The sequence below is a fragment of the Cellulophaga fucicola genome, from assembly GCF_900119145.1.
In the GTDB taxonomy this organism is placed as follows: Bacteria; Bacteroidota; Bacteroidia; order Flavobacteriales; family Flavobacteriaceae; genus Cellulophaga; species Cellulophaga fucicola.
The window spans coordinates 441579-464687 of sequence record NZ_FPIY01000002.1 but is presented as its reverse complement, the minus strand read 5'-3'; the positions used below and the strand labels follow the sequence as shown (position 1 = coordinate 464687).

Here is a 23109-nt window from a genome sequence, read left to right as displayed (position 1 = left end):
TAATTACTTTTAAATGAGACAACCATTTTATATACTTTTTTTTGTTTTTACTCTTTTTTTGAGTTGTAAACAAGAATCTAAGGAAGCAAAAGAGATAGCTAAAGTTACTGTTGCTTTAGATATTTCTAGATTTGACAGAGAAATTGCTGATGCTAAACCAGCAGATATTCCTGCGCTAAAAGAAAAGTATCCTTACTTATTTCCGTCGCAATACCCAGATAGTATATGGGTCGATAAACTAAGAGATACATTACAAATTTCTTTGTTAAAAGAAGTTAATTCTACTTTTGGCGACTTTAAAAAGGAGTCTCAAGACCTAAAAATGTTTTACCAACACGTAAAATATTTTTTCCCAGAAGAGATAGAGCCTAAGGTTGTTACGGTAATATCTGATGTTAATTACAATAGCCCAGTTATACTTACTAATAAGCTTTTGTTGTTGGGGTTGGATAATTACTTGGGTAGCGATCATAAGTTTTACCAAGGATTACAAAATTATATAGCAGAAGGTCTAGATAAAAAATATCTTATTACAGATGTAGCTAATGCTTATGCAAAAAAAGTAGTGCCTTACCCTACAAGAGACAGGACATTTTTAGGGCAATTAGTGTATTATGGTAAGGAATTATATGTAAAAGATAAGTTAATCCCTTTTGTGACTGATGCAGAAAAGATAAAATATAGTCAAGAAGATCTAGATTGGGCCTTTGTTAATGAAGAACAGATATGGCGTAATTATATACAAAACCAGTATTTATACAGTACTGATAAAAATTTAAATAAAAGATTTTTAGATCCTGCGCCTTTTTCTAAGTTTCAATTAGAGTTAGATAGTGAGTCGCCAGGAAGACTAGGTCGTTTTTTAGGATGGCAAATAGTGCGTTCTTTTATGAATAATAATGAAGTAACTTTACAGCAGATGCTAAATTTGTCTGCAGAAGAAATTTTTAAGAAATCTAATTATAAACCGAAGAGATAATGTCAAAAATACATACGTCAGAGATTAAATTAACTGTTGGGCTAGATGAAAACAGAGTGCCAGAAACCTTAAACTGGTCTGCGCAAGATGGTGGTATAGAGAATGAGGAAGTAAAAGCTATGCTTTTATCTGTGTGGGATAATAAAAACCAAGAGTCTCTAAAGATAGATTTGTGGACAAAGGATATGCCTGTAGATGAGATGAAGGTATTTTTTCACCAGACACTTGTATCTATGTCTGATACTTTTTTGAAGGCAACACAAGATGAAAAGATGACAGCAACAATGAGAGATTTTTGTGATTATTTTGCCGAGAAACTAGAGCTAAAAAAATAAAACAGTTATTGTTTTAAAACTAAAAACTCCCAGATTTCTCTGGGAGTTTTTTTATGCTATAACTTTATAAGTTTATTCTACTGTTACAGAAAAAGTTTGTTCTACATCAGTAGCTCCACCTGCATCTGTTAAAGTACCATCGTTAGGTTTTTTAGGTTCGTGTCTTAAAGTAACGCCTAATGTAGCGGCACCAGCATCTGTAGTAGAAAGTGTAAAAGTTATGCCTACAGGGTTGCCATCTTCATCCATATCTGTGTACTCTGTATTACTAATGGCTCCAGAAACAGCGTAAAAGAATTGGTGATCATCATCTTCTTCTGCTACTTCTAGTGTAATATCTTCAGCAGGGCTTTCAGTTTCGTTTAGTAAAGTAATAGTGCCGTTGTAGATTGTATTAGCTGCTAAGTTTTCAACTGTAATTACAGGAGCGTTTGGACCATCAGCACCATCATCGTCTTTAGACATTAGAGTCACTGCTGTGCCTCCTGCTTCTGGTGTAAGTTTTACTATTACTGTTGTTATTACTTCTTCTTCATTTTGTTCTTCTGGTGCATCGTCATCATCAGAACAAGAAATTAAAGCAATACTAGAGAATGCAATTAAGCTTACTTTTTTAATGTTTTTTAAAATTGTGTTTCTTTTAATCATTTTGTCAATTGTTTTAGTATTAGTAATTTAATTTTAATCTAAGTGTAAAAGACCTTCCTAAATCGTCTGTAAAATAACGTTGTCTGTTAAGGTAGTCTCTATATTCTGTGTTTAATAAATTGTTTATGCCAAGGCCAACTGTTAGTGCTTTTGTGTTTTTTAAATCAAACTTCATTTCTGAATCTAATTTTAATAAATGGTAAGCACTTGGTGGTGTGTTTATATCTAGTTCTACTTCTTGGTCTTGTTGTGGTGAGTATACCATAATATTATCTATGTATTCATTTTGTTTAAATACATATTCACTTTGTAGGCTAATATTAAAGTTGTTCCATTCTTGTTTAGCAAACGTTATTTGGTTTTGTAAACGAGCAGAAGGAATGTTAATTAAAGCTTCGTTTTTAGTTCTGTCTTTTCCTTTAACTATAGAAAATTTATGATCTGTTCTCCAATTGTTTGTCCAGTTATTATAGATAGATGCGTCTACACCAAGTAAACGAGCATCTGTTTGTCTGTATTCCCAAACAGGAAAAGCGCCGCGTAAAGAGAATTCTACACCAGTTGGTTCTAAAAGAATAAAGTCTGATATAAGGTTATAGTAAGGTGAAACCTCGTAGCCCCAAGTGTAGGTGTCTTTTCCTAGGCTTAATGATAATCTATGTGATGTTTCGCTTTTAATGCGTAAATCACCTAATTCTATACGTGCAGCAGAGTGGTGCAGTCCATCACTAAATAATTCAGACGGATTTGGAGCACGTTGTGCTAAGGAGTAATTAAATCTAAACTGATTTTCATTGCTAAATCTATGTTTTAAGCCTGCAGAAGCAGAAAAATTATGGTAGCTAAATTTAGGGTTTGTTAAAAGTTGAGTGCTACGATCGCTAACAACTATATCGCTGTAATCTTCATCATAACCACGTTCTTCCCATCTAGAGGTTATGTAAAACTTTTGAGCATCAATTTTACTGTAATCATACCTAATACCCGCATCTAGAGTAGTGGCATCAGAAAATTTATATTCTGTAGTTGCAAAAACTCCAAAATCTACTTTTTCGTAGTCAGGAATTAAACGACGTACACCAGTTTCTGGATTAGGAAAATTTTCTTGATATCTGCCTAGAATCCCAAAAGAAAATTTTTGCTTTTCAAAAGCATCAATATTTATATCTGCAGCAAGTGTTTGTGTTGTAAGCTTAAGATCTAAAGAAGCTTTTCCTTTGTCGTCTCCCACACGTATATCATACTCAAACCTATGGTTTTGTTGTATGTCATATTGTATATTTAGTTTTCCTAAACCTTCAAAACGTTTGTAGTATTTAAGCTTTCCTAAATGGTGTTTTACATTTTGTCTAGGTTCTTTAATATCGTAAGTGAAGTCGCTTATTTTGCTTGGTTCATCACTATTAATAGCGGTAATTAAATCGTCTACATTACCTATATGAGATGCGCTTAAAATGCCAATATTTGTGTCAAAGTATGAGTAGTAGGCGCTCCATCCACTCTCAAAACCAAGTTTTCCAAAATTTATGCTAGCGCCAAATTGAGAAACTCCTGTGTTAGATAAAACGTAATCTGGAGCTTCAACATCTCCTAATTTTTTATAAGAAGCCTGTCCTTTTACATAAAAACCATTTTCATATGCTTTTGTGAGTTCGGTAGATATGTTTCCACCTTGCCCATTAGATACTCCGTTTACAAGTGTTTTACCATAAATAGTGTCTTTTTTAGGGATTCTATTTTGGTCAAGTAAAATAATTCCTCCTATAGCGTCACCTCCGTATTGCAATGCGGCAGATCCTTTTACAATAGTAACTTTGTTGGCAGCATTAATATCTATGTTTGGGGCGTGTTCTGCACCCCATTCCATATCTTGCATACGTGTGCCATTGTTAAGAATAAGAACGCGACTACCACTTAAGCCTTGTATTACTGGCTTTACAATATTAGAGCCTGTATTTAAGCTAGATACTCCGTTTATTTGTTTAAGTGCATCACCTAAGTTGCTGCTTCCAAAACGTTCTAACTGTTCTGTTTTAAGGGTTTTCTCTTGAGCAGAATTGGTTTTGTTAATAGTTGAACCTATAACCTTAACTTCATTTAACTCTTCTAAATGATGTTCTAAAGTTATTTTTTTATGGGTATTACCATTAATTTCTACCATTATAAAACGCGTACTACATTCCGGATGAGAGATCTCTAATTCTATAGATCCGTTGCATAGGTTCTTTATGGTAAACTTTCCAAACTCGTCTGAATATACTTGTTCTTTGTTTCCTTTTACTTGTATAATAGCATCTGCCAAAGGTGTTTTGTCATGAAAGTCTATAATTTCTCCTAAAAGAATATTATTGCAATCTTGAGCAAACACAAATGACTGACAAACTAAAATACAGAGTATTGTTAGCGTATGTCGCATAATTGTATGTGTTATATGTAATAAAATAAATAATCTTCCGTATAAAATTTATAGGAAGAAAATGATGTTGTAATTAAGCTGTTGGCGGTGGCCTGCTAAGGTAATAAGAGGTAAATAAATCTTTAGCATACGGCTCTTTGTAATTGCTTATAAGAGGTTTATGGTTTTCTGTGTAGATGTATGGTATACTTACAGTAGTGTATCCTAGATCTAGAAAAGAGGTGTGGTTGTTTGTGTAAATAAAATCACACTGCTCACAGTGTACAATAGCATCGCTATCATCATCTGCAGAGTGGTAAATTAGCGTATGTACGTTTTGCGATCCTAATAAAAGGAACCCAATCATTACAAGGCTAAAAACCGATAATGTAATTTCTTTTAGTTTCATACCTTCTGCGAAAATACTTTATTTGCTATGGATTAAAAATTGTATTAGCTAAAATTAACAAAATATTAATTGTTTTGTGTTGTAAGTCCTTCTCTTGATTTTTGACTAACAATATAAAATGTAATAGTATGTCGCAAAAAATTGTGTTTATTTATAATGCTAATTCTGGTTTGGGTAGTTCTATGCTAGATAGTGCTCATAAAATATTTAGTCCGTCTACTTACAATTGTAATTTATGTGATATTACTTTTGGAGTCTTTAAAGAGAATACGATTTGGAAAAATTTTAGAGAGGAAACCAGCTTAGAATTTGAGTTTTTACACAAGGATGAATTTAAAAAGCAGTATCCTAAAAGTGAATTTTTAAACACAAGTTTGCCAGTAGTTCTAAAAGATGAAAGTGGTGTGTTGAAAAATTTTATACCAACTGAAGAGTTAAATCAGCTTAAAAAAGCAGAAGATTTAATAGATTTAATTAATGCCAAGGAAACAGAGCTTACTTAGCAGCGGTAGCTTTAAAAAATTCATCATTAATACCTCCAATAAATTCTAAAACTTCTTCTCTTCCTAAGTTGTTAGAAGAAGATGTTATAAAATATTGTGGCGCATCTTCCCAGATACCATCTAGTAATGCATTTATGTATTTATCTGCTTGCTTTTGTATTACTTGTGGTTTTAATTTATCTGCTTTTGTAAAGATTAAAGCAAACGGAATTTGATTTTCGCCCATCCATTCTAAAAACTCTAAATCGACTTTTTGTGGTTCGTGGCGTATGTCTATTAAAACAAAAGCGCACACAAGTTGTACTCTTTCTTTAAAGTAGTCTGTAATGTATTTCTGAAAAGTTTTTTTGTCTCTTTTAGATACACGAGCATAGCCGTAACCAGGTAAATCTACTAGGAACCAATTGTCGTTTATTCTAAAGTGATTTATTAACTGCGTTTTTCCAGGTCTACCCGAAGTTTTAGCTAAGCTCTTTTTTTGCATTAGCATATTTATTAACGATGATTTACCAACGTTAGATCTGCCAATAAAAGCATACTCGGGTATAGGATCGCTTGGGCAAGTCCTAACATTAGAGTTACTCATTACAAAGCTAGCAGATTTTATTTTCAAGGGTAGTAGTTTTTAGTAGTTAGGCTTACAATTTATGCTCTTGCAACCATTGAGCTAGTATTGTATTAAATTTATCTGGGTGCTCCATCATTGGTGCATGTCCACATTTTTCAATCCAATATAAATTAGAATTTGGTAAAAGTTTATCAAAATCTCTTGCTACGTCTGGTGGTGTTACGGTATCGTCTTCACCCCAAATAATACAAGTTGGTGTTTTCATTTTTGGTAAATCCTTAGCCATATTGTGTCTAATAGCACTTTTTGCTATAGCAAGGGTTTTTACAAGTTTAATACGGTCGTTAACAGTGGCAAAAACTTCGTCTACAATTTCCTTAGTTGCAACTTCAGGGTCGTAAAAAACATCTTGTGCTTTTTTCTTAATAAACTCGTAATCTCCTCTCCTTGGGTAACCATCACCCATTGCACTTTCGTACAATCCAGAACTTCCTGTAATAACTAAAGCTTTTACTGTTTCTGGGTGTAATTTTGTATGTAATAATCCAATATGTCCGCCCAAAGAGTTACCTAGTAAAATAACGTCTGTAAGTCCTTTGTGTATAATAAATTCTTGTACAAATTTAGCAAAACTTTTTACAGTTGTTTTAAGTAGAGGTTTGTCGTAAATAGGTAATTCAGGTACTAAAACTTTGTATCCTTTTGCAGGAAAATGTTCCATAACACCTTGAAAATTACTTAGTCCGCCCATTAAACCATGTAAAATAATTAATGGGGTACCTTCTCCAATTTCTATATATCTGTATTTGCCTTCTGTAATAATCTTTTCTTCCATTAATAGGATAGCTCTTATGCTATTAAGTAGCAAATATAGGCATTTCCGTAAAAAGAATTGTCATTCTTTTCCATTGATAAAATTAGAAATCTACCACCACTTTACATCCTGTTTTTTAGGTTGTTAGTCTAAAAGTGTCTTCTTGGGTGGGTAAACTTATTAACAATGTGGTATTTAGTGGTAATTTGTGGTAATTATTTTTATCTTTGATATCAGTTTTAAAATTCAGCTGATTTTAAATGGTAAACTTCATAGGAACATACGAGTGCAAAGCAGACGTTAAGGGTAGGGTCATGGTACCTTCAGCTCTTAAGGGTCAGATGGCCAGTGTTCTAAATAAAGGTTTTGTGATAAAACGTTCTGTTTTTCAGCCTTGTTTAGAGTTGTACCCTATGGAAGAATGGAATCTTCTAATGGAGAAGATGAACAAGAAAAACCGCTTCAAGAAAAAAAATAATGACTTTATACGTCGTTTTTCTGCTGGGGTTAAGATTGTAGAGTTAGATGCCACAGGGCGTCTTTTAATTCCAAAAAATTTAATAGAAATAGCAAATATTACTAAAGAAGTGGTGTTGAGTTCGGCTATTAATATTATTGAAATTTGGGATAAGGATAGTTATGAAAAAGTAATTGAGGAAGACGCAGAAAATTTTGCGGATTTGGCAGAAGAAGTAATGGGAGGTGAAGAAGATGAGTTATCATAATCCAGTTTTATTAAAAGAATCAATAGACGGTCTTAATATTAAGGAAGACGGAGTGTATGTTGATGTGACCTTTGGTGGTGGCGGACATTCAAAAGAAATATTGAGTAGGCTAGGGGAAAAAGGAAGGTTAATAGGTTTTGATCAGGATGAAGATGCTTTGGCAAATGCGTTAGAAGATGACCGGTTTTTGTTGATTAACGAGAACTTTAGGTTTTTAAAACAGTTTTTGAAATTTCACGGTATTCGTAAAGTAGATGGGATTCTAGGTGATTTTGGAGTTTCTTCTCATCAGTTTGATAAAGCTGAAAGAGGATTTTCTACTCGTTTTGATGCTGATTTAGATATGAGAATGAGTCAAAAAAATACGGTTTCTGCTTTTGATGTGGTAAATCAGTATTCTTATGATGATTTAAGAAAAGTATTGTTTCAGTATGGCGATTTAAGGAACGCTAATGCTATGGCAAATACTATTATAGAGAATAGAGTAGATGGTGGTATAAAAACTACAGATCAATTAAAAACGATTCTGAAAAAATACTTACCAGCATTTAAAGAGCATAAAATACTTGCTCAAATTTACCAGGCTATACGTATAGAGGTAAATCAGGAAATACAAGTAATTAAAGAGTTTTTGGAGCAAACGCAAGATTTGTTAGAGACAGGTGGTAGATTAAGTTTAATTAGTTACCACTCTTTAGAAGATAGATTAGTGAAAAGATTTATACGAGCTGGCCAGTTTGATGGTGAGCCGGAGAAAGATTTTTATGGAAATATAGATGTTCCATTTAAAAAAGTTGGTGGTTTAATAGTGCCATCTAAAGAAGAAATAGCTAAAAACAATAGAGCTAGAAGTGCAAAATTAAGAATTGCCGAGCGTAAGTAATGAGAAAAGGATTATTAGACATATTAAAAGGTAAGTTTTTAGTGAGTGGTGACGCTCCTAAAAACTGGATGTTTATCCTTTTTGCTTCTTTCTTAGCTGCATTAATGATTGCTAGTGCGCACAGTGCAGATGCTAAAGTGCATAAAATAGCATTCTTAAGTGAAGAAGTTAAGGAGTTACGAAGTCAATTTTTAGACGGACGATCTAATTTACAAGAGTTAAAACTAGAGTCTTCAATAGTAGAAGAGGTAAAGAAGAGAGACTTATATCCGTCAGAAACACCACCAAAGAAAATAAGAGTAATACCAGTTAAATAGTGCCGACAACAGAGAAAAATATATTAACCCGTTTGTATATAGTTGCAGGCTTTCTGTTTCTATTTGCTATTGCAGTGGCTGTAAAGCTAATTAGCATACAATTTGTTGATGGCGATAAGTACCGTCAATTAGCTTTGGATCGTACAGAGCGTGTTTTTGTTATAGAGCCAAATAGAGGAAATCTAATTTCTGATGATGGTAGTTTGTTGGCAACATCTGTTTCTAAATATACTATAAGGTTTGATGCGGTTACGGTTCGTAATTCAGATTTTAATGAAAACATAAAACCTTTGTCTATTGAGTTGGGTAAAATGTTTAATAGGTCATCTTCATATTACCAGCAACTATTAAGGAAGGCGAGATCTAATAAAAATAGATACAAGCTTATTGCTCGTAATCTGGATTATTCAGATTACATCAAAATAAAAAAATTTCCGCTTTTTGAAAAAGGTCCAAATAGAGGTGGAATCATAGTTGAGCAGAAAACAGTTCGTGAGCATCCGTTAGGGAAAATTGCAGAGCGTAGTGTTGGTTATGAGCGTGTAGACGAAGAAGGGCATTATACAAGAGTAGGTTTAGAAGGTGCTTTTGGAGAGTATTTACGTGGTGAAGAGGGAAGAAGGTTAAAGCAGAAGATAGCAAAAGGACAATGGAAGCCTATTGGGCCAGATAATGATGTTGAGCCAAAAGATGGTTACGATGTTGTTTCTACAATAGATATTAATATACAAGATATAGCGCACCACGCATTGTTGGGGCAGCTAGAAAAATATAGTGCAGATCACGGTTGTGTAATTGTAATGGAGGTAGCAACAGGAGAGGTTAAAGCTATATCTAATCTAGGGCGTTCGTCTAACGGAACGTATTACGAGCGTTTAAATTATGCAATTGGAGAGTCTTCTGAGCCGGGATCTACATTTAAGTTAATGTCTATGGTTACTGCTTTAGAAGATAAAATTGCAGACACAAGTACCGTGATAGATACAGAAAATGGGCGTTGGAAAATATATGATAGAACTGTGCGCGACTCTAAATGGGGTGGTTATGGTAAAATATCTTTTGGTAAAGCTTTTGAATACTCTTCTAACACTGCTTTTGCTAAAGTAATACATAATGGGTATAAGAATAACCCAGAAAAGTTTGTGAATCGTTTAATGGAGATGAATTTAAATAGGGATTTAGATTTACCTATTAAAGGAGAAGGAAAACCAGTTATTAGGTATCCAGGAGATAAAGGTTGGTCTGGTATTTCTTTAGCTTGGATGTCTCACGGGTACGAGGTGTCTTTAACGCCGTTGCAAATACTAACTTTTTACAACGCTATTGCTAATGGCGGGGAAATGGTTAGGCCTAGGTTAATTAAAGAGGTTAAGGAATGGAATAAAACCATTTATAAGTTTGATAAAGAGGTAATAAACCCTGCGATTTGTTCAGAGGAAACTGTTAAGAAAGTGCAAGCGCTATTAAAAAATGTTGTAGAGAGTAAAAAAGGTACAGGTCATGGCTTGTATTCTCCAAATTTTTCAATGGCAGGTAAAACAGGTACCGCGCAGAAAAATTATGTAGCTAAAGACCCAAATAAGTTGCAGTATATATCTTCTTTTTCGGGTTATTTTCCGGCAGATGACCCTAAATACTCTTGCATTGTTGTAGTGCATGATCCAGATAAAAAAGCAGGTTTTTACGGAGCAGATGTTGCTGGCCCAGTATTTAAATCTGTTGCGCATAAAATTTATGCAACATCGCCTAAGACAGATATAGTTAAAGGTTTGGCTGTGTCTAATAAAACTTTAGATGGTAATTATATGGCGTACTATAAAAGTGCGCAAAAAAAATATAGCAAAGTGCCTAATGTAAAAGGTATGAGTGGTATGGATGCTGTTTCTCTTTTAGAGAATATGGGTATTAAGGTAGTAGTAAAAGGAAACGGAAAAGTAAAAGCACAGTCTGTTGCTCATGGAACGGCAATAAATGGAGTGTCTAAAATAACGTTAGAATTATCGTGAAATTATTAAAAGACATATTGTATGGTGTAGGTATCGTTGCTGTTAACGGTACTACAGATGTTATGGTTAATGCCATTTGTTTTGACTCTAGAAAAGTAGGGTTAGACGATGTGTTTATTGCTATTAAAGGAACTTTGGTAGATGGTCATAACTATATAGATACAGCATTAAAATCTGGTGCAAATACTATTGTTTGTGAGACTTTGCCTAGTAATTTAGTAAATGGAGTAACCTATGTGCAAGTAAATAATGGTAATGCGGCTTTAGCTATAATGGCTTCTAATTTTTATGGGAATCCTTCTAAAAATTTAAAGTTGGTTGGTGTAACTGGTACAAATGGTAAAACAACAATTAGTAGTTTGTTGTATCAGTTATTTAAAAAAGCAGGATATAAGGTGGGCTTATTGTCAACTATTAAAATAATGATAGATGATAAGGAAATTAAAGCAACGCATACAACGCCAGATGCTTTAACTATAAATAAGGCTTTAGCAGAGATGAACGATGTTGGAGTAGAGTTTTGTTTTATGGAAGTTAGCTCTCACGGTATTCATCAAAAAAGAATTGAAGGATTGGTTTTTGAGGGGGCAGTTTTTACGAACTTATCTCATGATCATTTAGATTATCATAAAACATTTGCAGAGTATAGGGATACTAAAAAAATGCTTTTTGACGGTTTGCCAAAATCAGCTTTTGCGCTTACTAATATAGATGATAAAAATGGGGCAGTAATGCTTCAGAATACAAAAGCTAAGAAGCAGACATATGCGTTAAAAACATATGCCGATTTTAGAGCGCAGATTTTAGAAAATCAGTTTAACGGGCAATTGCTTAAGATAGATGATAATGAATTGTGGTCTAAATTAATTGGTGATTTTAATGCCTATAATATGTTGGCTATTTATGGTACGGCACAATTATTAGGTTTAGAGAAAATGGAAGTTCTGCGTCTTTTAAGTGAGTTAGAAAACGTAGACGGAAGATTTCAATATTATATATCAGAGAAAAATATTACTGCCATAGTAGATTATGCTCATACGCCGGATGCTTTAAAGAATGTACTGAACACTATCAATGCATTGAGGACTGGGAATGAAGACGTTATCACCGTTGTGGGGTGTGGTGGCGACAGAGACAAGTCAAAACGTCCGGTTATGGGTCATATTGCTTCAGAAATGAGCAGTAAAGTAATTTTTACATCAGATAATCCTAGAACGGAATCTCCTTCAGAAATAATAACTGAAATAGAAGCTGGTGTAGAGGCGCAAAACACGCGTAAAATGTTGTCTATAGAGAATAGAGAACAAGCAATAAGAACTGCTTGTCAATTGGCGCAGCCAAAAGACATAATTCTTATTGCTGGCAAAGGACATGAAACATACCAAGAAACAAATGGTGTGCGCATAGATTTTGATGATTATAAAATTGTAAAAGAACTATTAGCCAGTTTAGAAAAGTAAAAGCTAGTTATACAAGAAACAATATATGTTATATTATTTATTTGAGTTTTTAGAAAAAGAGTATCAGTTAACGGGAGCTAGTTTGTTTCAGTTTATAACTTTTAGAGCTGCTATGGCTATAATAGTTTCGTTGTTGATTGCTACTGTTTACGGTAAAAAAATAATTGTTTTTCTTCAGAAAAAGCAAATTGGAGAAACGGTTAGGGATTTAGGTTTAGAAGGTCAAAAACAAAAAGCTGGTACACCAACAATGGGTGGGTTAATAATTATTTTATCAACCTTAATTCCTGTATTACTGTTTGCTAGATTAGATAACATATATATAATACTCCTAATAGTTACTATGCTTTGGATGGGAGTTATTGGTTTTATAGATGATTATATAAAAACATTTAAAAAGGATAAAGAGGGTTTAAAGGGTAAGTTTAAAATACTTGGTCAGGTTGTATTAGGGCTTATTGTAGGTAGTACACTTTATTTTCATCCAGAAGTTACTATTAAAGAAAATGCTATAGCTGGTATTGTGCAAAAAGGATCTGAGGTTATGCCAATAGCAGTACCAGAGATTAAGTCTATGATAACGACTGTGCCTTTGATAAAAAACAATGAGTTAGACTATACAAGTTTAATTTCTTGGATGGGAGATGGTGCAGCAGATTATGGTTGGTTAATTTTTATACCTATTGTAATTTTTATTGTAACAGCAGTATCTAACGGTGCAAATTTAACTGATGGTATAGATGGTTTAGCAGCGGGTACATCTGCAATTATAGTATTTACATTGGGCATTTTTGCTTGGGTTTCTGGTAACATAATATTTTCAGATTATTTAGATATAATGTTTATTCCTAGATCTGGAGAAGTTGTGGTTTTTATAGCTGCTTTTGTGGGCGCTCTTATTGGGTTTCTCTGGTATAATACGTATCCGGCAAGTGTATTTATGGGAGATACTGGTAGTTTAACAATCGGTGGTGTTATTGCTGTTATTGCAATAATTGTACGTAAAGAATTAATTATCCCTGTATTGTGCGGAATCTTCTTTGCGGAATCTATTTCTGTAATGCTACAGGTTGGATATTTTAAGTATACAAAGAAAGTTTCTGGTGTGGGTAAGCGTATATTTTTAATGGCGCCTTTACATCATCATTATCAGAAAAAAGGATACCACGAAACTAAAATTGTAACCCGTTTTTGGATTGTGAGCATACTACTTGCTATTATCACTTTTGTAACCTTAAAAGTAAGATAAGGTGAAGAGGTTGGTAATTCTTGGTGGTGGAGAAAGTGGTGTTGGTACGGCGCTTTTAGGATTGAAAAAGGGATACGATGTTTTTGTGTCTGATAAAGGAAAAATAAAAGATAAATATAAAGAAGTTCTTAAGCATTTTGAGATAGACTGGGAAGAAGAACAGCATACGGAATCTAAAATTTTAAATGCAGATTTAGTAATGAAAAGCCCGGGTATACCAGATAAGGTAGCGCTAGTTAAAAAGCTAGTAGAGCTAAATGTACCAGTGATTTCGGAGATTGAATTTGCGACGCAATATACAGATGCAACTATTATTGGTATAACGGGTAGTAATGGTAAAACTACTACTACAATGATGGTGAACCATATTTTTAAAGAAGCTGGTTTGCATATTGGTATGGCTGGTAATATTGGAGATAGTTATGCTAAAATGGTTGCAGAAAACAACTTTGACTATTATGTGTTAGAGATTAGTAGTTTTCAATTAGATGGTATTGTAGATTTTAAGCCGCATATCGCAATTATTACAAATATTACACCAGATCATTTAGATAGATATGATTATGAGTTTGATAACTATATCGCATCAAAATTTAGAATAGCAGAGAACCAGACAGAAGAAGATTTTTTAATCTATGACGCAGATGATGAAGTGCTTGTAAGTTGGTTAGAGAAACACCCAGTTAAATCAAAATTAATACCCTTTTCAATAGAAAAAGAACTTGAAGAAGGTGTTTGTTTAAAGAACAATAATATACATATAACGACCCAAAATAATACAATAGAGATGACGACAGATAACTTAGCTTTAGAAGGAAAACACAATTTAAAAAACACAATGGCGGCTTCGGCAGCTTCTAAATTAGTGAGTATAAGAAAAGCAACTATTAGAGCTAGTATAGAGAATTTTCAGGGTGCGGCGCACCGTTTAGAAAATGTGTTAAAGATTGCGCATGTTACATATATAAACGATTCTAAAGCAACTAATGTTAATGCTACGTATTATGCCTTAGAAAGTATGAAAACAGCTACCGTTTGGATCGTTGGTGGTGTGGATAAGGGTAACGACTATAAGTCATTAATGCCTTTGGTAAGAGAAAAAGTTAAGGCTATTATCTGTTTGGGCGTAGATAACTCTAAAATTATTGAAGAATTTGGTAACGTTGTAGATTTAGTTGTGGAAACACAAAGAATGGATGAAGCTGTTAAAATGGCGTATAAAATTGGTCAGCGTGGAGATACAGTATTGTTATCGCCAGCTTGTGCTAGTTTCGATTTATTTGAAAATTACGAAGACAGAGGAAATCAATTTAAAGCAGCAGTTAAAAGTTTATAAGAGGTGTTAGATGCTATCAAAAATATAAAAGGAGATAAGGCTATTTGGGGCATAGTTGCCCTATTGGCATTGTTTTCGTTTTTACCAGTCTACAGCGCTAGTAGTAATCTAGTATATGTGGTAGGTAACGGTACGGCAGTTAGTCATTTGGTTAAACATGCTTTTCTGTTATTACTTGGTTTTGGTATTATTTACGCAGTGCATAGAATACCAATGCACTTTTTTAAAGGCTTGTCATTAATAGCAATGCCTATTGTTTTGTTGCTTTTGGGGTATACATTGGCTCAGGGAAAAACAATTGGTGGAGCAAATGCTAGTAGGTGGATTAATATTCCGTTTGTGGGTGTTTCTTTTCAGACGTCTACATTGGCTGCAGTTGTATTAATGATCTATGTTGCACGTTATTTGGCTAAAATAAAAAACAAGACAGTAACTTTTAAAGAGAGTATTTTGCCTTTATGGGTGCCTGTTTTTTTAGTTGTTGTATTAATACTGCCAGCAAACTTTTCTACAGCAGCTATTATATTTTTTATGGTGTTAATGCTTACTTTTTTAGGTGGATATCCTATTAAATATTTGTTAGGTATTGTGGGGAGTGGTATTGCTTGTTTAGCATTGTTTGTGCTTGTAGCTAAAGCAGTTCCGGATTTGTTTGATAATAGAATTGATACCTGGGAAAATAGGATATCTAATTTTGCTAATGGTGAAGATACAAGTGAAGATTACCAAATAGAGCGCGCTAAAATTGCAATTGCTTCTGGTGGTATTCTTGGAAAAGGCTCGGGTAAAAGTGTGCAAAAAAACTTTTTACCGCAGAGTTCTTCAGATTTTATTTATGCTATTATTGTTGAAGAATATGGGTTAGTTGGTGGTTTGGTGGTAATGTTTTTTTACCTCTTGTTATTGTTTAGAATAGTGGTAGTTGCCAATTCAAATCCAACAGTGTTTGGTAAATTATTAGCGGTAGGTGTAGGCTTACCTATAGTTTTTCAAGCATTTATAAATATGGCCGTTGCAGTGGAGTTATTTCCTGTAACAGGACAAACATTGCCGCTTATTAGTAGTGGTGGTACGTCTATCTGGATGACGTGTTTGGCAATAGGTATTGTGCTTAGTGCAAGTAATAAAAATCCAGAAAAAGAAGTTGAAGTTGTAGATGAGTCTAATCCTTTAGAAGTGTTAAGTGGGCAATTATAAATTTATATTATCTGGCGGAGGCACAGGCGGACATATTTATCCGGCTATAGCTATAGCAAACGAGCTTAAGGATATGTATCCTGATGCTGAGTTTTTGTTTGTAGGGGCTAAAGACAGAATGGAAATGGAAAAAGTGCCACAAGCCGGCTATAAAATAGAAGGGTTATGGATTTCTGGATTGCAACGTAAACTTACGTTTAAGAATATGCTATTTCCAATTAAATTGGTTAGCAGTTTGTTAAAAGCAAGAGGTATAGTAAAGAAATTTAAGCCAGATGCAGTAATCGGTACTGGTGGTTTTGCAAGCGGACCATTATTACGTATGGCTGCGGGTAAAGATATTCCTTGTGTATTGCAGGAGCAGAATTCTTATGCGGGTGTTACCAATAAATTATTGGCCAATAAAGTGAAGAAAATCTGTGTTGCTTATGATGGTATGGACCGTTTTTTTCCAGTAGATAAAATTATAAAAACAGGTAATCCTGTTCGTAAAGATTTAGTGGAGATGAATGTCTCTAAGCAAGAAGCTTTAGAATTCTTTGGTTTAAATGCAGAGAAACCAGTTTTGCTTGTTTTGGGAGGTAGTCTAGGTGCAAGAAGAGTTAATGTGCTAATTAAAGAGCAATTGCCTTTGTTTAAGTCTTTAGGTATACAGGTTGTTTGGCAGTGTGGTAAGTTGTATTATGACGAGTATAAAAACTGTCAGACTGATGATGTTTTGGTATTCGATTTTTTAAATAAAATGGATTATGCTTACGCTGCTGCAGATGTAATTATTTCTAGAGCAGGAGCAGGTTCTGTGTCAGAATTAAGTATAGTGGGTAAGCCTGTAATATTTATTCCGTCGCCAAATGTTGCAGAAGATCATCAAACAAAAAATGCATTAGCGTATGCAGATAAGAATGCTGCAATATTGCTTAGAGAAAAAGAATTAGACTTAAATTTTAAAACTGTTTTTACTGATTTATTAAGTAGTAAAGAGCAGCAACTAAAATTAAGTGAAAATATAAAAAAGCAAGCGTTTCCAAATGCAACAAAAAACATTGCTTTAGAAGTAGAAAAGTTATTAAAAAAATGAATTTAAAAGATATACATAGCGTTTATTTTTTGGGTATAGGTGGTATAGGTATGTCTGCCTTGGCTCGCTATTTTAAATTTATTGGTAAAGAGGTTGCTGGTTACGATAAAACTGAAACTCCTTTAACTAAAGAGCTTGTTGCGTCTGGTATAGAAATACATTATGAAGATAACGTAGATTTAATACCTAAAAAATACAAAGATTTAGGTGCTACGTTGGTTGTGTTTACACCGGCTTTGCCTAAAAATCATTTAGAATTAAATTACTATTTAACGGCAGGTTTTGGTGTTAAAAAAAGATCTGAGGTTTTAGGTCTCATCACAAAAAATACGTTCTGTTTTGGTGTTGCAGGTACGCACGGTAAAACTACAACGTCTAGTATTTTAGCACATTTATTACATGCTACAGGTACTCCAATTACTGCTTTTTTAGGTGGTATATCAGAGGATTTTAATAGTAATTTTTTATTAGAAGGGAACGATTATTCTGTAGTTGAAGCAGATGAGTTTGATAGGTCATTTTTGCAGTTATCGCCAAATGTAGCTTGTGTTACTTCTATGGATGCAGATCACTTGGATATTTATGGCACTGGTGATGATCTAAAAGATGCTTTTGTGGCGTATGTAAATAGGTTAGAACCGGGTGGTAAATTATTTGTTCGTAACGGTTTGCCTTTAGAGGGTATTACATACGGAATTGAAGATGATTCTGATTTCTGTATAACAGATATAAAAATTAAAAACGGGTCTTATATTTTTAATATAAAAACACCAGATTCGGTTATTAATGGTGTAAAATTTAATAAACCAGGAAGACACAATTTGTTAAATGGTTTAGTTGCATTTGCTATGGCTTTAGAAGCTGGCAAATCTCCAAATGTAGTAGCTGCTGCGTTAGGCTCTTTTAAGGGGGTAGAACGTAGGTTTTCATACCGTATTAAACAAGATAATTTTGTTTTTATAGATGATTATGCACATCATCCTACAGAGGTAAATGCAGTTTACGATGCAGTATCAGAAATGCATCCAAATAAAAATACCGTTGCTGTTTTTCAGCCACACTTGTTTTCTAGAACAAAAGATTTTATAGATGATTTTGCAGCTAGTTTGTCGCAATTTCAGAGTATTATTTTGTTAGATATTTATCCGGCAAGAGAAGAGCCAATTGAAGGTGTTACATCTGAATGGTTGTTGAGTAAAATAAATAATCCGAATAAAAAAATCTGTTCTAAAATAGATTTAATAAATGAAATAAAAAGACAAGCTCCTGAAGTTTTAGTTGCTATGGGTGCGGGAGATATTGGACAAGAGATTGATAAAATTAAAAATGCTTTTGTAGAATGAAGATAAATTGGAATTACATAAAACTTGGGTTTCTTTTAGTCTTGTTATCAGGAGTATACACTTTTTGCGTGGAAAGACATCAATCTAAAAAAATAATAAATTCCACAGTAGAATTTATAGGTGAAGACAATTTGTTTATAACTCAGCAAACGGTTAATAAATTGTTAATACAAAATCTGGGAAGCCTTACAAACGTGCCAAAAGATGCGTTAGTTTTGAATAAAGTGGAAAAGGTTTTAGAGGCCAATGAAATGGTTAAGAGTGCTCAGGTTTATCTTACTGTAAATGGGGGGCTTACATCTAAAATTGTTCAACGCAAACCTTTAGGGCGTATAGAAGGGAATTCTAATTTTTATTTGGATGACGATGGTAAACGTATGCCTTTATCTAGCAACCATTCTGCAAGGGTGCCAATTATTACTGGTAAGATTACAGATGAAAGTCTTCAGAATTGCTATGCTTTTCTGAATTTTATTAATGCCGATGATTTTTTAAAGAAAAACATTATTGGTATAAACGTTGTAGACACTAATGATTTGCAATTAAAGCTTCGGTTAGAAGATTATGTTGTGAATTTGGGTAGCGTTAACAATTTAGAAGCTAAGTTTAATAATTACAAAGCTTTTTATAGTAAAGCAATAAAAGATAAAGCTTTAGGTGGTTATAAAGCTGTTAGTTTAGAGTATAATAATCAAGTGGTGTGCACCAAAATTTAAGTTATGGAACCAGGTAAATATTCAGTAGGATTAGATATAGGAACAACTAAGATTGTTGCCATTATTGGTAAAGAAAACGAGTACGGTAAAATTGAGGTTTTAGGTATTGGTAAATCTAAGAGTCTTGGTGTGCATAGAGGTGTAGTAAATAATATTACACAAACTATAAAGTCTATACAGCAAGCAGTAGAGGAGGCAGAAGCTGCTTCTGGCTTAAAAATAAGCTCTGTGGTTGTTGGTATTGCTGGTCAGCATATTCGTAGTTTACAACATAGCGATTATATTACTAGACCAGATTCTGAGCAAGTTATTAATGAAGATGATGTAGATATACTTGTAAATCAGGTTTATAAATTAATAATGCTTCCTGGTGAAGAAATTATTCATGTATTGCCACAAGAATATAAAGTAGACGGACAAGCAGAGATTAAGGAGCCTATTGGTATGTATGGTGGTAGGTTAGAGGCCAACTTCCATGTAGTAGTAGGTCAGGTTTCATCTATTAAAAATGTAGGCAGATGTATTAAAAGTGCAGGCCTAGATTTGGGTAGTATTACATTAGAACCTTTGGCTTCTGCAAATGCAGTATTAAGTCAAGAAGAAAAAGAAGCAGGTATAGCATTAATAGATATAGGAGGTGGTACAACAGATGTTGCCATTTTTAAAGATGGTATTATTAGGCATACTGCTGTAATCCCTTTTGGAGGTAATGTTATTACAGAAGATATAAGAGAGGGTTGTTCTATTATAGAAAAACAAGCTGAGTTGCTAAAAATAAAATTTGGTTCTGCTTGGCCTGGAGAAAATAAGGATAATGAAATAGTTTCTATCCCTGGGTTAAGAGGTAGGGAACCTAAAGAAATTACACTTAAAAACCTTTCTAAAATTATACACGCTCGCGTTGTAGAAATTATAGAGCAGGTGTACATGGAAATAAAAAATTATGGACATGAAGACCAAAAGAAAAAATTAATTGGAGGTATTGTTTTAACTGGTGGAGGTAGCCAATTAAAACATTTAAAGCAATTAGTAGAGTATATAACAGGTATGGATACTAGAATTGGTTATCCTAACGAGCATTTGGCAGGAGATTCAGACCAAGATATTGCTAGTCCGTTATATGCAACAGGTGTTGGTTTGTTAATGAATGCAATTGAAACCAATGCAAAAAATAAGGCTGTAGCGTTAGAAGCTAAAGAAGAAGCAGAAGAAATTGCTGCTGTAGAGAATGTAAGTGCTGGTGAGGGTGACTATAAGCAAGAAGAGGCTAACGAAGCGGCTCCTAAAAAAGAAGTAAAAATAGAACGTAAATCCATTTTTGAGAAATGGTCTGATAAGTTGAAAGACTTTTTGGATAATGCAGAGTAACGCATATATAGAAAATTGAAAAAAGAGTAACTCAGTAAAATAACAGTATGAGCAAGAACGCTGAATTAGAAAGTAATATTTCTTTTGATTTGCCTAAAAATCAAAGTAACGTAATCAAAGTCATTGGTGTAGGTGGCGGTGGTAGTAATGCCATTAATCACATGTTCCAAGCCGGGATAAATGGTGTAGATTTTATAGTTTGTAATACAGACTCACAAGCACTAGAAAATAGTACAGTGCCTAATAAAATAAGATTAGGTGTAACATTAACAGAAGGTTTGGGCGCAGGTGCAAATCCAGAAGTTGGTGAACAAGCAGCTATAGAAAGTATGGAAGACATAAAAAGTATGTTAGATTCTAATACTAAAATGGTTTTTATTACTGCCGGTATGGGTGGTGGTACAGGTACTGGTGCTGCTCCTGTAATAGCAAAACAAGCAAAAGGTATGGATATCCTAACTGTGGGTATTGTAACAATGCCTTTTCTGTTCGAAGGAAAAATGAGATGCCAGCAAGCTCAGACTGGTATAGAAAAACTTCGTGCTAATGTAGATTCATTAATTGTTATTAATAATAATAAACTTAGAGAAGTATACGGTAATTTAGGATTTAAAGCTGGTTTCTCTAAAGCAGATGAAGTATTAGCTACTGCTGCCCGTGGAATAGCAGAGGTAATAACGCATCATTACACGCAAAACATAGATTTACGTGACGCTAAAACAGTATTATCTAATAGTGGTACTGCAATAATGGGTTCTGCAAATGCATCTGGTTCTTCTAGAGCGCATGAAGCCATTACTAAAGCATTAGACTCTCCGTTATTAAACGATAATAAAATTGCGGGTGCTAAAAACGTATTATTATTAATAGTATCCGGAGCTCAGGAGATTACTATTGATGAAATAGGTGAAATTAACGATCATATTCAAACAGAAGCAGGTCACGGAGCTAACATTATTATGGGTGTTGGTGAAGATGAGGGCTTAGGAGACGCAATCGCTGTAACGGTTATTGCTACGGGTTTTAATGTAGATCAGCAAGATGATATAGTAAACACTGAGTCTAAAAAAATAATTCACACTTTAGAAGATGAGCAAAAAGCAGTGCACAATTTAACGCCTGCTGCTGCTAATGTTGTATACGAGGTTGTGGAGCCAGAGACTAGTCCTGTTAAAAAGGAAGTTACACCTGCTGAGCCAGAAGTTATTAAGCATACATTGTTCGAAGAAGAAAAGCCAGAAATGGATTTAATACCAACAACAAACTATATAAAAAACTTTAATGTTTTTTATGACGAAGTAATAGCAGAAGTGCCTAAAGAAGAAGATTTTGTTATTGTTGATGTAAATGATTTTAATGTTGTAGATGCAGAAGAAGTAAAAGTTGTGCAAGATGAAGATCAATTTGCATTTAGCTTTGATGATATTCCACGTAGAGAACAAAAAGTAGAAGAGGAAGAAAAAGAACATACAATTACATTTAGTTTAGATGAAGATGTAAATGATATGGATGTTAAAGACCATGTAGAGGTTGTTCCTGTTTTAGAATTAAATAAAGAAGGAGAAAAAAGATATAGTTTAGATGACTATATGGAGTTAGAGAAAGAGCTTACAGGAGCTAAATCTAAAGCTGAAAAATTTGAACCTAAAATTGTAGACGAAGAATTGGCTTTTGAAAGAAAAACAGTTGTTCAGAAAGTAGCAGAAGCTCCAAAAGCAGCACCTGCTCCAGAAGTAAAGGAGTTAGATTTAGATGTGGATCCAATGAATACGCCAATAGAAGATTTGCTTAAAAATAGAGCAGATGAGCGTAGAAGAAAGTTAAAAGACTTTAATCATAAGTTTAAAAACAATATTAATAATGTAAATGATATGGAAACTAAACCAGCTTATTTACGTCAAGGTGTAGATTTAAATCAGAATAACCCAGAGAATAGAATGTCTAGAACTACTTTAAGTGATGACGGAGATGATATTCAGCTACGTTCTAATAATTCTTATTTACACGATAATGTAGATTAATGTAGTTTTTTAGACTATATAATTTAGTGTATAAACCCGAAAGCAATAATTGTTTTCGGGTTTATTTTTTTATCTTCGTATTCCAAAAAATTATAGATTATGAGCTTACAACAAGATGTAATGACGGCAATGAAAACAGCTATGAAAGCTAAAGATAGCGTAGCTTTAGAATCATTACGAGCTATAAAATCTGTTTTACTAATGGCGCAAACAGAATCTGGTGCTAAAACAGAATTAAGTGAAGAGGAAGAAATTAAAATTATACAGAAGCTTGTTAAGCAACGTAAGGATAGTGCTGCTATATATGCAGAGCAGGGTAGAGAAGATTTAGCTGCTCCAGAATTAGCACAAGCGGAAGTTATATCGCAATTTTTACCAGAGCAGATGTCAGAGGATGAAATCGCAACAGTTGTAGAAAGTGTAATAGCAACAACAGGTGCAGAAGGGATGAAAGATATGGGTAAGGTTATGGGTATGGTATCTTCTCAGTTAGCCGGTAAGGCAGACGGAAAAACAATATCTACTATTGTAAAAAACAAATTAGCTTAAAACATTTTTTTAGGTCAATTAAGGCCCCGTGGCGCAACTGAATAGCGCATCAGATTTCGGCTCTGAGGGTTGGGGGTTTGAATCCCTCCGGGGTCACGAATAAACAAAGAATCCAAAGTTAAAAATCAAGTTTACTTGTATTTTTAACTTTGGATTCTTTGTTTTCAAAGCGGAGCTTTTAGGGATCAACAAGCGAAGCGCAGTTCATCC

Annotated in this window: 22 protein-coding genes and 1 tRNA gene; 18 read left to right on the top strand and 5 right to left on the bottom strand. The window is 33.8% G+C overall.

The genetic code is table 11. The features are described 5' to 3' along the window. Positions 1–13 precede the first annotated feature (13 nt). A complete protein-coding gene (gene gldB, locus BT107_RS08375) occupies positions 14–979 on the top strand; it encodes a gliding motility lipoprotein GldB (RefSeq protein WP_072303335.1) in 966 nt (321 codons plus the stop codon). Continuing rightward, positions 979–1314, top strand: a complete 336-nt coding sequence (gene gldC, locus BT107_RS08370; protein WP_072303334.1) for a gliding motility protein GldC — start codon at positions 979–981, stop codon at positions 1312–1314. Before gldB ends, gldC begins: the two co-directional genes overlap by 1 nt. 72 nt (positions 1315–1386) lie before the next feature. Here the strand turns inward: gldC and BT107_RS08365 are convergent, their stop codons facing one another. From BT107_RS08365 to BT107_RS08355, 3 genes are all read right to left on the bottom strand, one after another. Further along, a complete protein-coding gene (locus BT107_RS08365) occupies positions 1387–1962 on the bottom strand; it encodes a type 1 periplasmic binding fold superfamily protein (RefSeq protein ID WP_072303333.1) in 576 nt (191 codons plus the stop codon). A 19-nt stretch (positions 1963–1981) separates the two neighbouring features. Next, positions 1982–4378 carry a TonB-dependent receptor gene (locus BT107_RS08360; protein ID WP_072303332.1) on the bottom strand — a complete coding sequence of 799 codons (2397 nt, stop codon included), beginning with the start codon at positions 4376–4378 and terminating at the stop codon, positions 1982–1984. Positions 4379–4451: 73 nt separating this feature from the next. Further along, positions 4452–4766 (bottom strand): hypothetical protein, encoded by a 315-nt coding sequence (locus BT107_RS08355; protein WP_072303331.1) that lies wholly within the window; start codon positions 4764–4766, stop codon positions 4452–4454. 128 nt (positions 4767–4894) lie between these two features. Between BT107_RS08355 and BT107_RS08350 the strand changes: the two genes are divergently transcribed. Continuing rightward, the gene (locus tag BT107_RS08350; protein ID WP_072303330.1) at positions 4895–5269 is read left to right on the top strand and encodes a GTPase; all 375 of its coding nucleotides are present in this window, start codon (positions 4895–4897) and stop codon (positions 5267–5269) included. On the opposite strand, the gene yihA is transcribed toward BT107_RS08350, so the two are convergent. After that, complete coding sequence (gene yihA, locus BT107_RS08345) at positions 5262–5882, bottom strand: ribosome biogenesis GTP-binding protein YihA/YsxC (RefSeq protein ID WP_072303329.1); 621 nt, start codon at positions 5880–5882, stop codon at positions 5262–5264. The two genes, BT107_RS08350 and yihA, sit on opposite strands and share 8 nt — an antisense overlap. Positions 5883–5907: 25 nt before the next feature. Further along, on the bottom strand, positions 5908–6672 hold the full coding sequence (locus BT107_RS08340) for an alpha/beta fold hydrolase (protein ID WP_072303328.1): 765 nt from the start codon (positions 6670–6672) through the stop codon (positions 5908–5910). Between the two features lie 239 nt (positions 6673–6911). Here BT107_RS08340 and mraZ point away from each other — a divergent pair, with 239 nt between their 5' ends. The 15 genes from mraZ (at position 6912) to BT107_RS08265 (ending at position 22995) form a co-directional block, all read left to right on the top strand. Next, a complete protein-coding gene (gene mraZ / locus BT107_RS08335) occupies positions 6912–7376 on the top strand; it encodes a division/cell wall cluster transcriptional repressor MraZ (protein ID WP_072303327.1) in 465 nt (154 codons plus the stop codon). After that, positions 7363–8259: a 16S rRNA (cytosine(1402)-N(4))-methyltransferase RsmH gene (gene rsmH, locus BT107_RS08330; RefSeq protein ID WP_072303326.1), complete on the top strand. Its 897-nt coding sequence runs from the start codon at positions 7363–7365 to the stop codon at positions 8257–8259. The genes mraZ and rsmH overlap by 14 nt, the downstream gene beginning before the upstream one ends. Beyond that, complete coding sequence (locus BT107_RS08325) at positions 8259–8576, top strand: FtsL-like putative cell division protein (RefSeq protein ID WP_072303325.1); 318 nt, start codon at positions 8259–8261, stop codon at positions 8574–8576. The genes rsmH and BT107_RS08325 overlap by 1 nt, the downstream gene beginning before the upstream one ends. After that, a complete protein-coding gene (locus BT107_RS08320; protein ID WP_072303324.1) occupies positions 8576–10582 on the top strand; it encodes a penicillin-binding protein in 2007 nt (668 codons plus the stop codon). The genes BT107_RS08325 and BT107_RS08320 overlap by 1 nt, the downstream gene beginning before the upstream one ends. Beyond that, positions 10579–12042, top strand: coding sequence for a UDP-N-acetylmuramoyl-L-alanyl-D-glutamate--2,6-diaminopimelate ligase (locus BT107_RS08315; RefSeq protein ID WP_072303323.1), 1464 nt, complete (start codon positions 10579–10581; stop codon positions 12040–12042). The genes BT107_RS08320 and BT107_RS08315 overlap by 4 nt, the downstream gene beginning before the upstream one ends. A gap of 25 nt (positions 12043–12067) precedes the next feature. Further along, positions 12068–13291 (top strand): phospho-N-acetylmuramoyl-pentapeptide-transferase, encoded by a 1224-nt coding sequence (mraY, locus tag BT107_RS08310; protein WP_072303322.1) that lies wholly within the window; start codon positions 12068–12070, stop codon positions 13289–13291. 1 nt (position 13292) lies between these two features. Beyond that, positions 13293–14627 (top strand): UDP-N-acetylmuramoyl-L-alanine--D-glutamate ligase, encoded by a 1335-nt coding sequence (murD, locus tag BT107_RS08305; RefSeq protein WP_072303321.1) that lies wholly within the window; start codon positions 13293–13295, stop codon positions 14625–14627. Positions 14628–14630: 3 nt separating this feature from the next. After that, a complete protein-coding gene (locus tag BT107_RS08300) occupies positions 14631–15824 on the top strand; it encodes an FtsW/RodA/SpoVE family cell cycle protein (RefSeq protein ID WP_072303320.1) in 1194 nt (397 codons plus the stop codon). Then, positions 15811–16902: an undecaprenyldiphospho-muramoylpentapeptide beta-N-acetylglucosaminyltransferase gene (murG, locus tag BT107_RS08295; RefSeq protein ID WP_072303319.1), complete on the top strand. Its 1092-nt coding sequence runs from the start codon at positions 15811–15813 to the stop codon at positions 16900–16902. The genes BT107_RS08300 and murG overlap by 14 nt, the downstream gene beginning before the upstream one ends. Beyond that, positions 16899–18245: a UDP-N-acetylmuramate--L-alanine ligase gene (gene murC / locus BT107_RS08290; protein ID WP_072303318.1), complete on the top strand. Its 1347-nt coding sequence runs from the start codon at positions 16899–16901 to the stop codon at positions 18243–18245. The genes murG and murC overlap by 4 nt, the downstream gene beginning before the upstream one ends. 215 nt (positions 18246–18460) lie before the next feature. Continuing rightward, positions 18461–18961 carry a cell division protein FtsQ/DivIB gene (locus BT107_RS08285; protein ID WP_342039452.1) on the top strand — a complete coding sequence of 167 codons (501 nt, stop codon included), beginning with the start codon at positions 18461–18463 and terminating at the stop codon, positions 18959–18961. Positions 18962–18964: 3 nt separating this feature from the next. Further along, positions 18965–20329, top strand: a complete 1365-nt coding sequence (gene ftsA, locus BT107_RS08280) for a cell division protein FtsA (RefSeq protein ID WP_072303316.1) — start codon at positions 18965–18967, stop codon at positions 20327–20329. Between the two features lie 47 nt (positions 20330–20376). Continuing rightward, positions 20377–22350 carry a cell division protein FtsZ gene (gene ftsZ, locus BT107_RS08275; RefSeq protein ID WP_072303315.1) on the top strand — a complete coding sequence of 658 codons (1974 nt, stop codon included), beginning with the start codon at positions 20377–20379 and terminating at the stop codon, positions 22348–22350. A gap of 99 nt (positions 22351–22449) precedes the next feature. After that, a complete protein-coding gene (locus BT107_RS08270; protein ID WP_072303314.1) occupies positions 22450–22899 on the top strand; it encodes a GatB/YqeY domain-containing protein in 450 nt (149 codons plus the stop codon). 22 nt (positions 22900–22921) lie between these two features. Then, a tRNA-Arg gene (locus BT107_RS08265) sits at positions 22922–22995 on the top strand. Positions 22996–23109 lie beyond the last annotated feature (114 nt).

What these genes read in the sequence shown, in the direction of transcription:
- rsmH (WP_072303326.1), top strand. Translation starts at nt 7,363, where the DNA reads ATGAGTTATCATAATCCAGTTTTATTAAAAGAATCAATAGACGGTCTT.
- BT107_RS08340 (WP_072303328.1), bottom strand. Translation starts at nt 6,672, where the DNA reads ATGGAAGAAAAGATTATTACAGAAGGCAAATACAGATATATAGAAATT.
- BT107_RS08365 (WP_072303333.1), bottom strand. Translation starts at nt 1,962, where the DNA reads ATGATTAAAAGAAACACAATTTTAAAAAACATTAAAAAAGTAAGCTTA.
- gldB (WP_072303335.1), top strand. Translation starts at nt 14, where the DNA reads ATGAGACAACCATTTTATATACTTTTTTTTGTTTTTACTCTTTTTTTG.
- murC (WP_072303318.1), top strand. Translation starts at nt 16,899, where the DNA reads ATGAATTTAAAAGATATACATAGCGTTTATTTTTTGGGTATAGGTGGT.
- BT107_RS08325 (WP_072303325.1), top strand. Translation starts at nt 8,259, where the DNA reads ATGAGAAAAGGATTATTAGACATATTAAAAGGTAAGTTTTTAGTGAGT.
- ftsZ (WP_072303315.1), top strand. Translation starts at nt 20,377, where the DNA reads ATGAGCAAGAACGCTGAATTAGAAAGTAATATTTCTTTTGATTTGCCT.
- BT107_RS08350 (WP_072303330.1), top strand. Translation starts at nt 4,895, where the DNA reads ATGTCGCAAAAAATTGTGTTTATTTATAATGCTAATTCTGGTTTGGGT.
- gldC (WP_072303334.1), top strand. Translation starts at nt 979, where the DNA reads ATGTCAAAAATACATACGTCAGAGATTAAATTAACTGTTGGGCTAGAT.
- BT107_RS08355 (WP_072303331.1), bottom strand. Translation starts at nt 4,766, where the DNA reads ATGAAACTAAAAGAAATTACATTATCGGTTTTTAGCCTTGTAATGATT.
- mraY (WP_072303322.1), top strand. Translation starts at nt 12,068, where the DNA reads ATGTTATATTATTTATTTGAGTTTTTAGAAAAAGAGTATCAGTTAACG.
- BT107_RS08360 (WP_072303332.1), bottom strand. Translation starts at nt 4,378, where the DNA reads ATGCGACATACGCTAACAATACTCTGTATTTTAGTTTGTCAGTCATTT.
- mraZ (WP_072303327.1), top strand. Translation starts at nt 6,912, where the DNA reads ATGGTAAACTTCATAGGAACATACGAGTGCAAAGCAGACGTTAAGGGT.
- BT107_RS08270 (WP_072303314.1), top strand. Translation starts at nt 22,450, where the DNA reads ATGAGCTTACAACAAGATGTAATGACGGCAATGAAAACAGCTATGAAA.
- ftsA (WP_072303316.1), top strand. Translation starts at nt 18,965, where the DNA reads ATGGAACCAGGTAAATATTCAGTAGGATTAGATATAGGAACAACTAAG.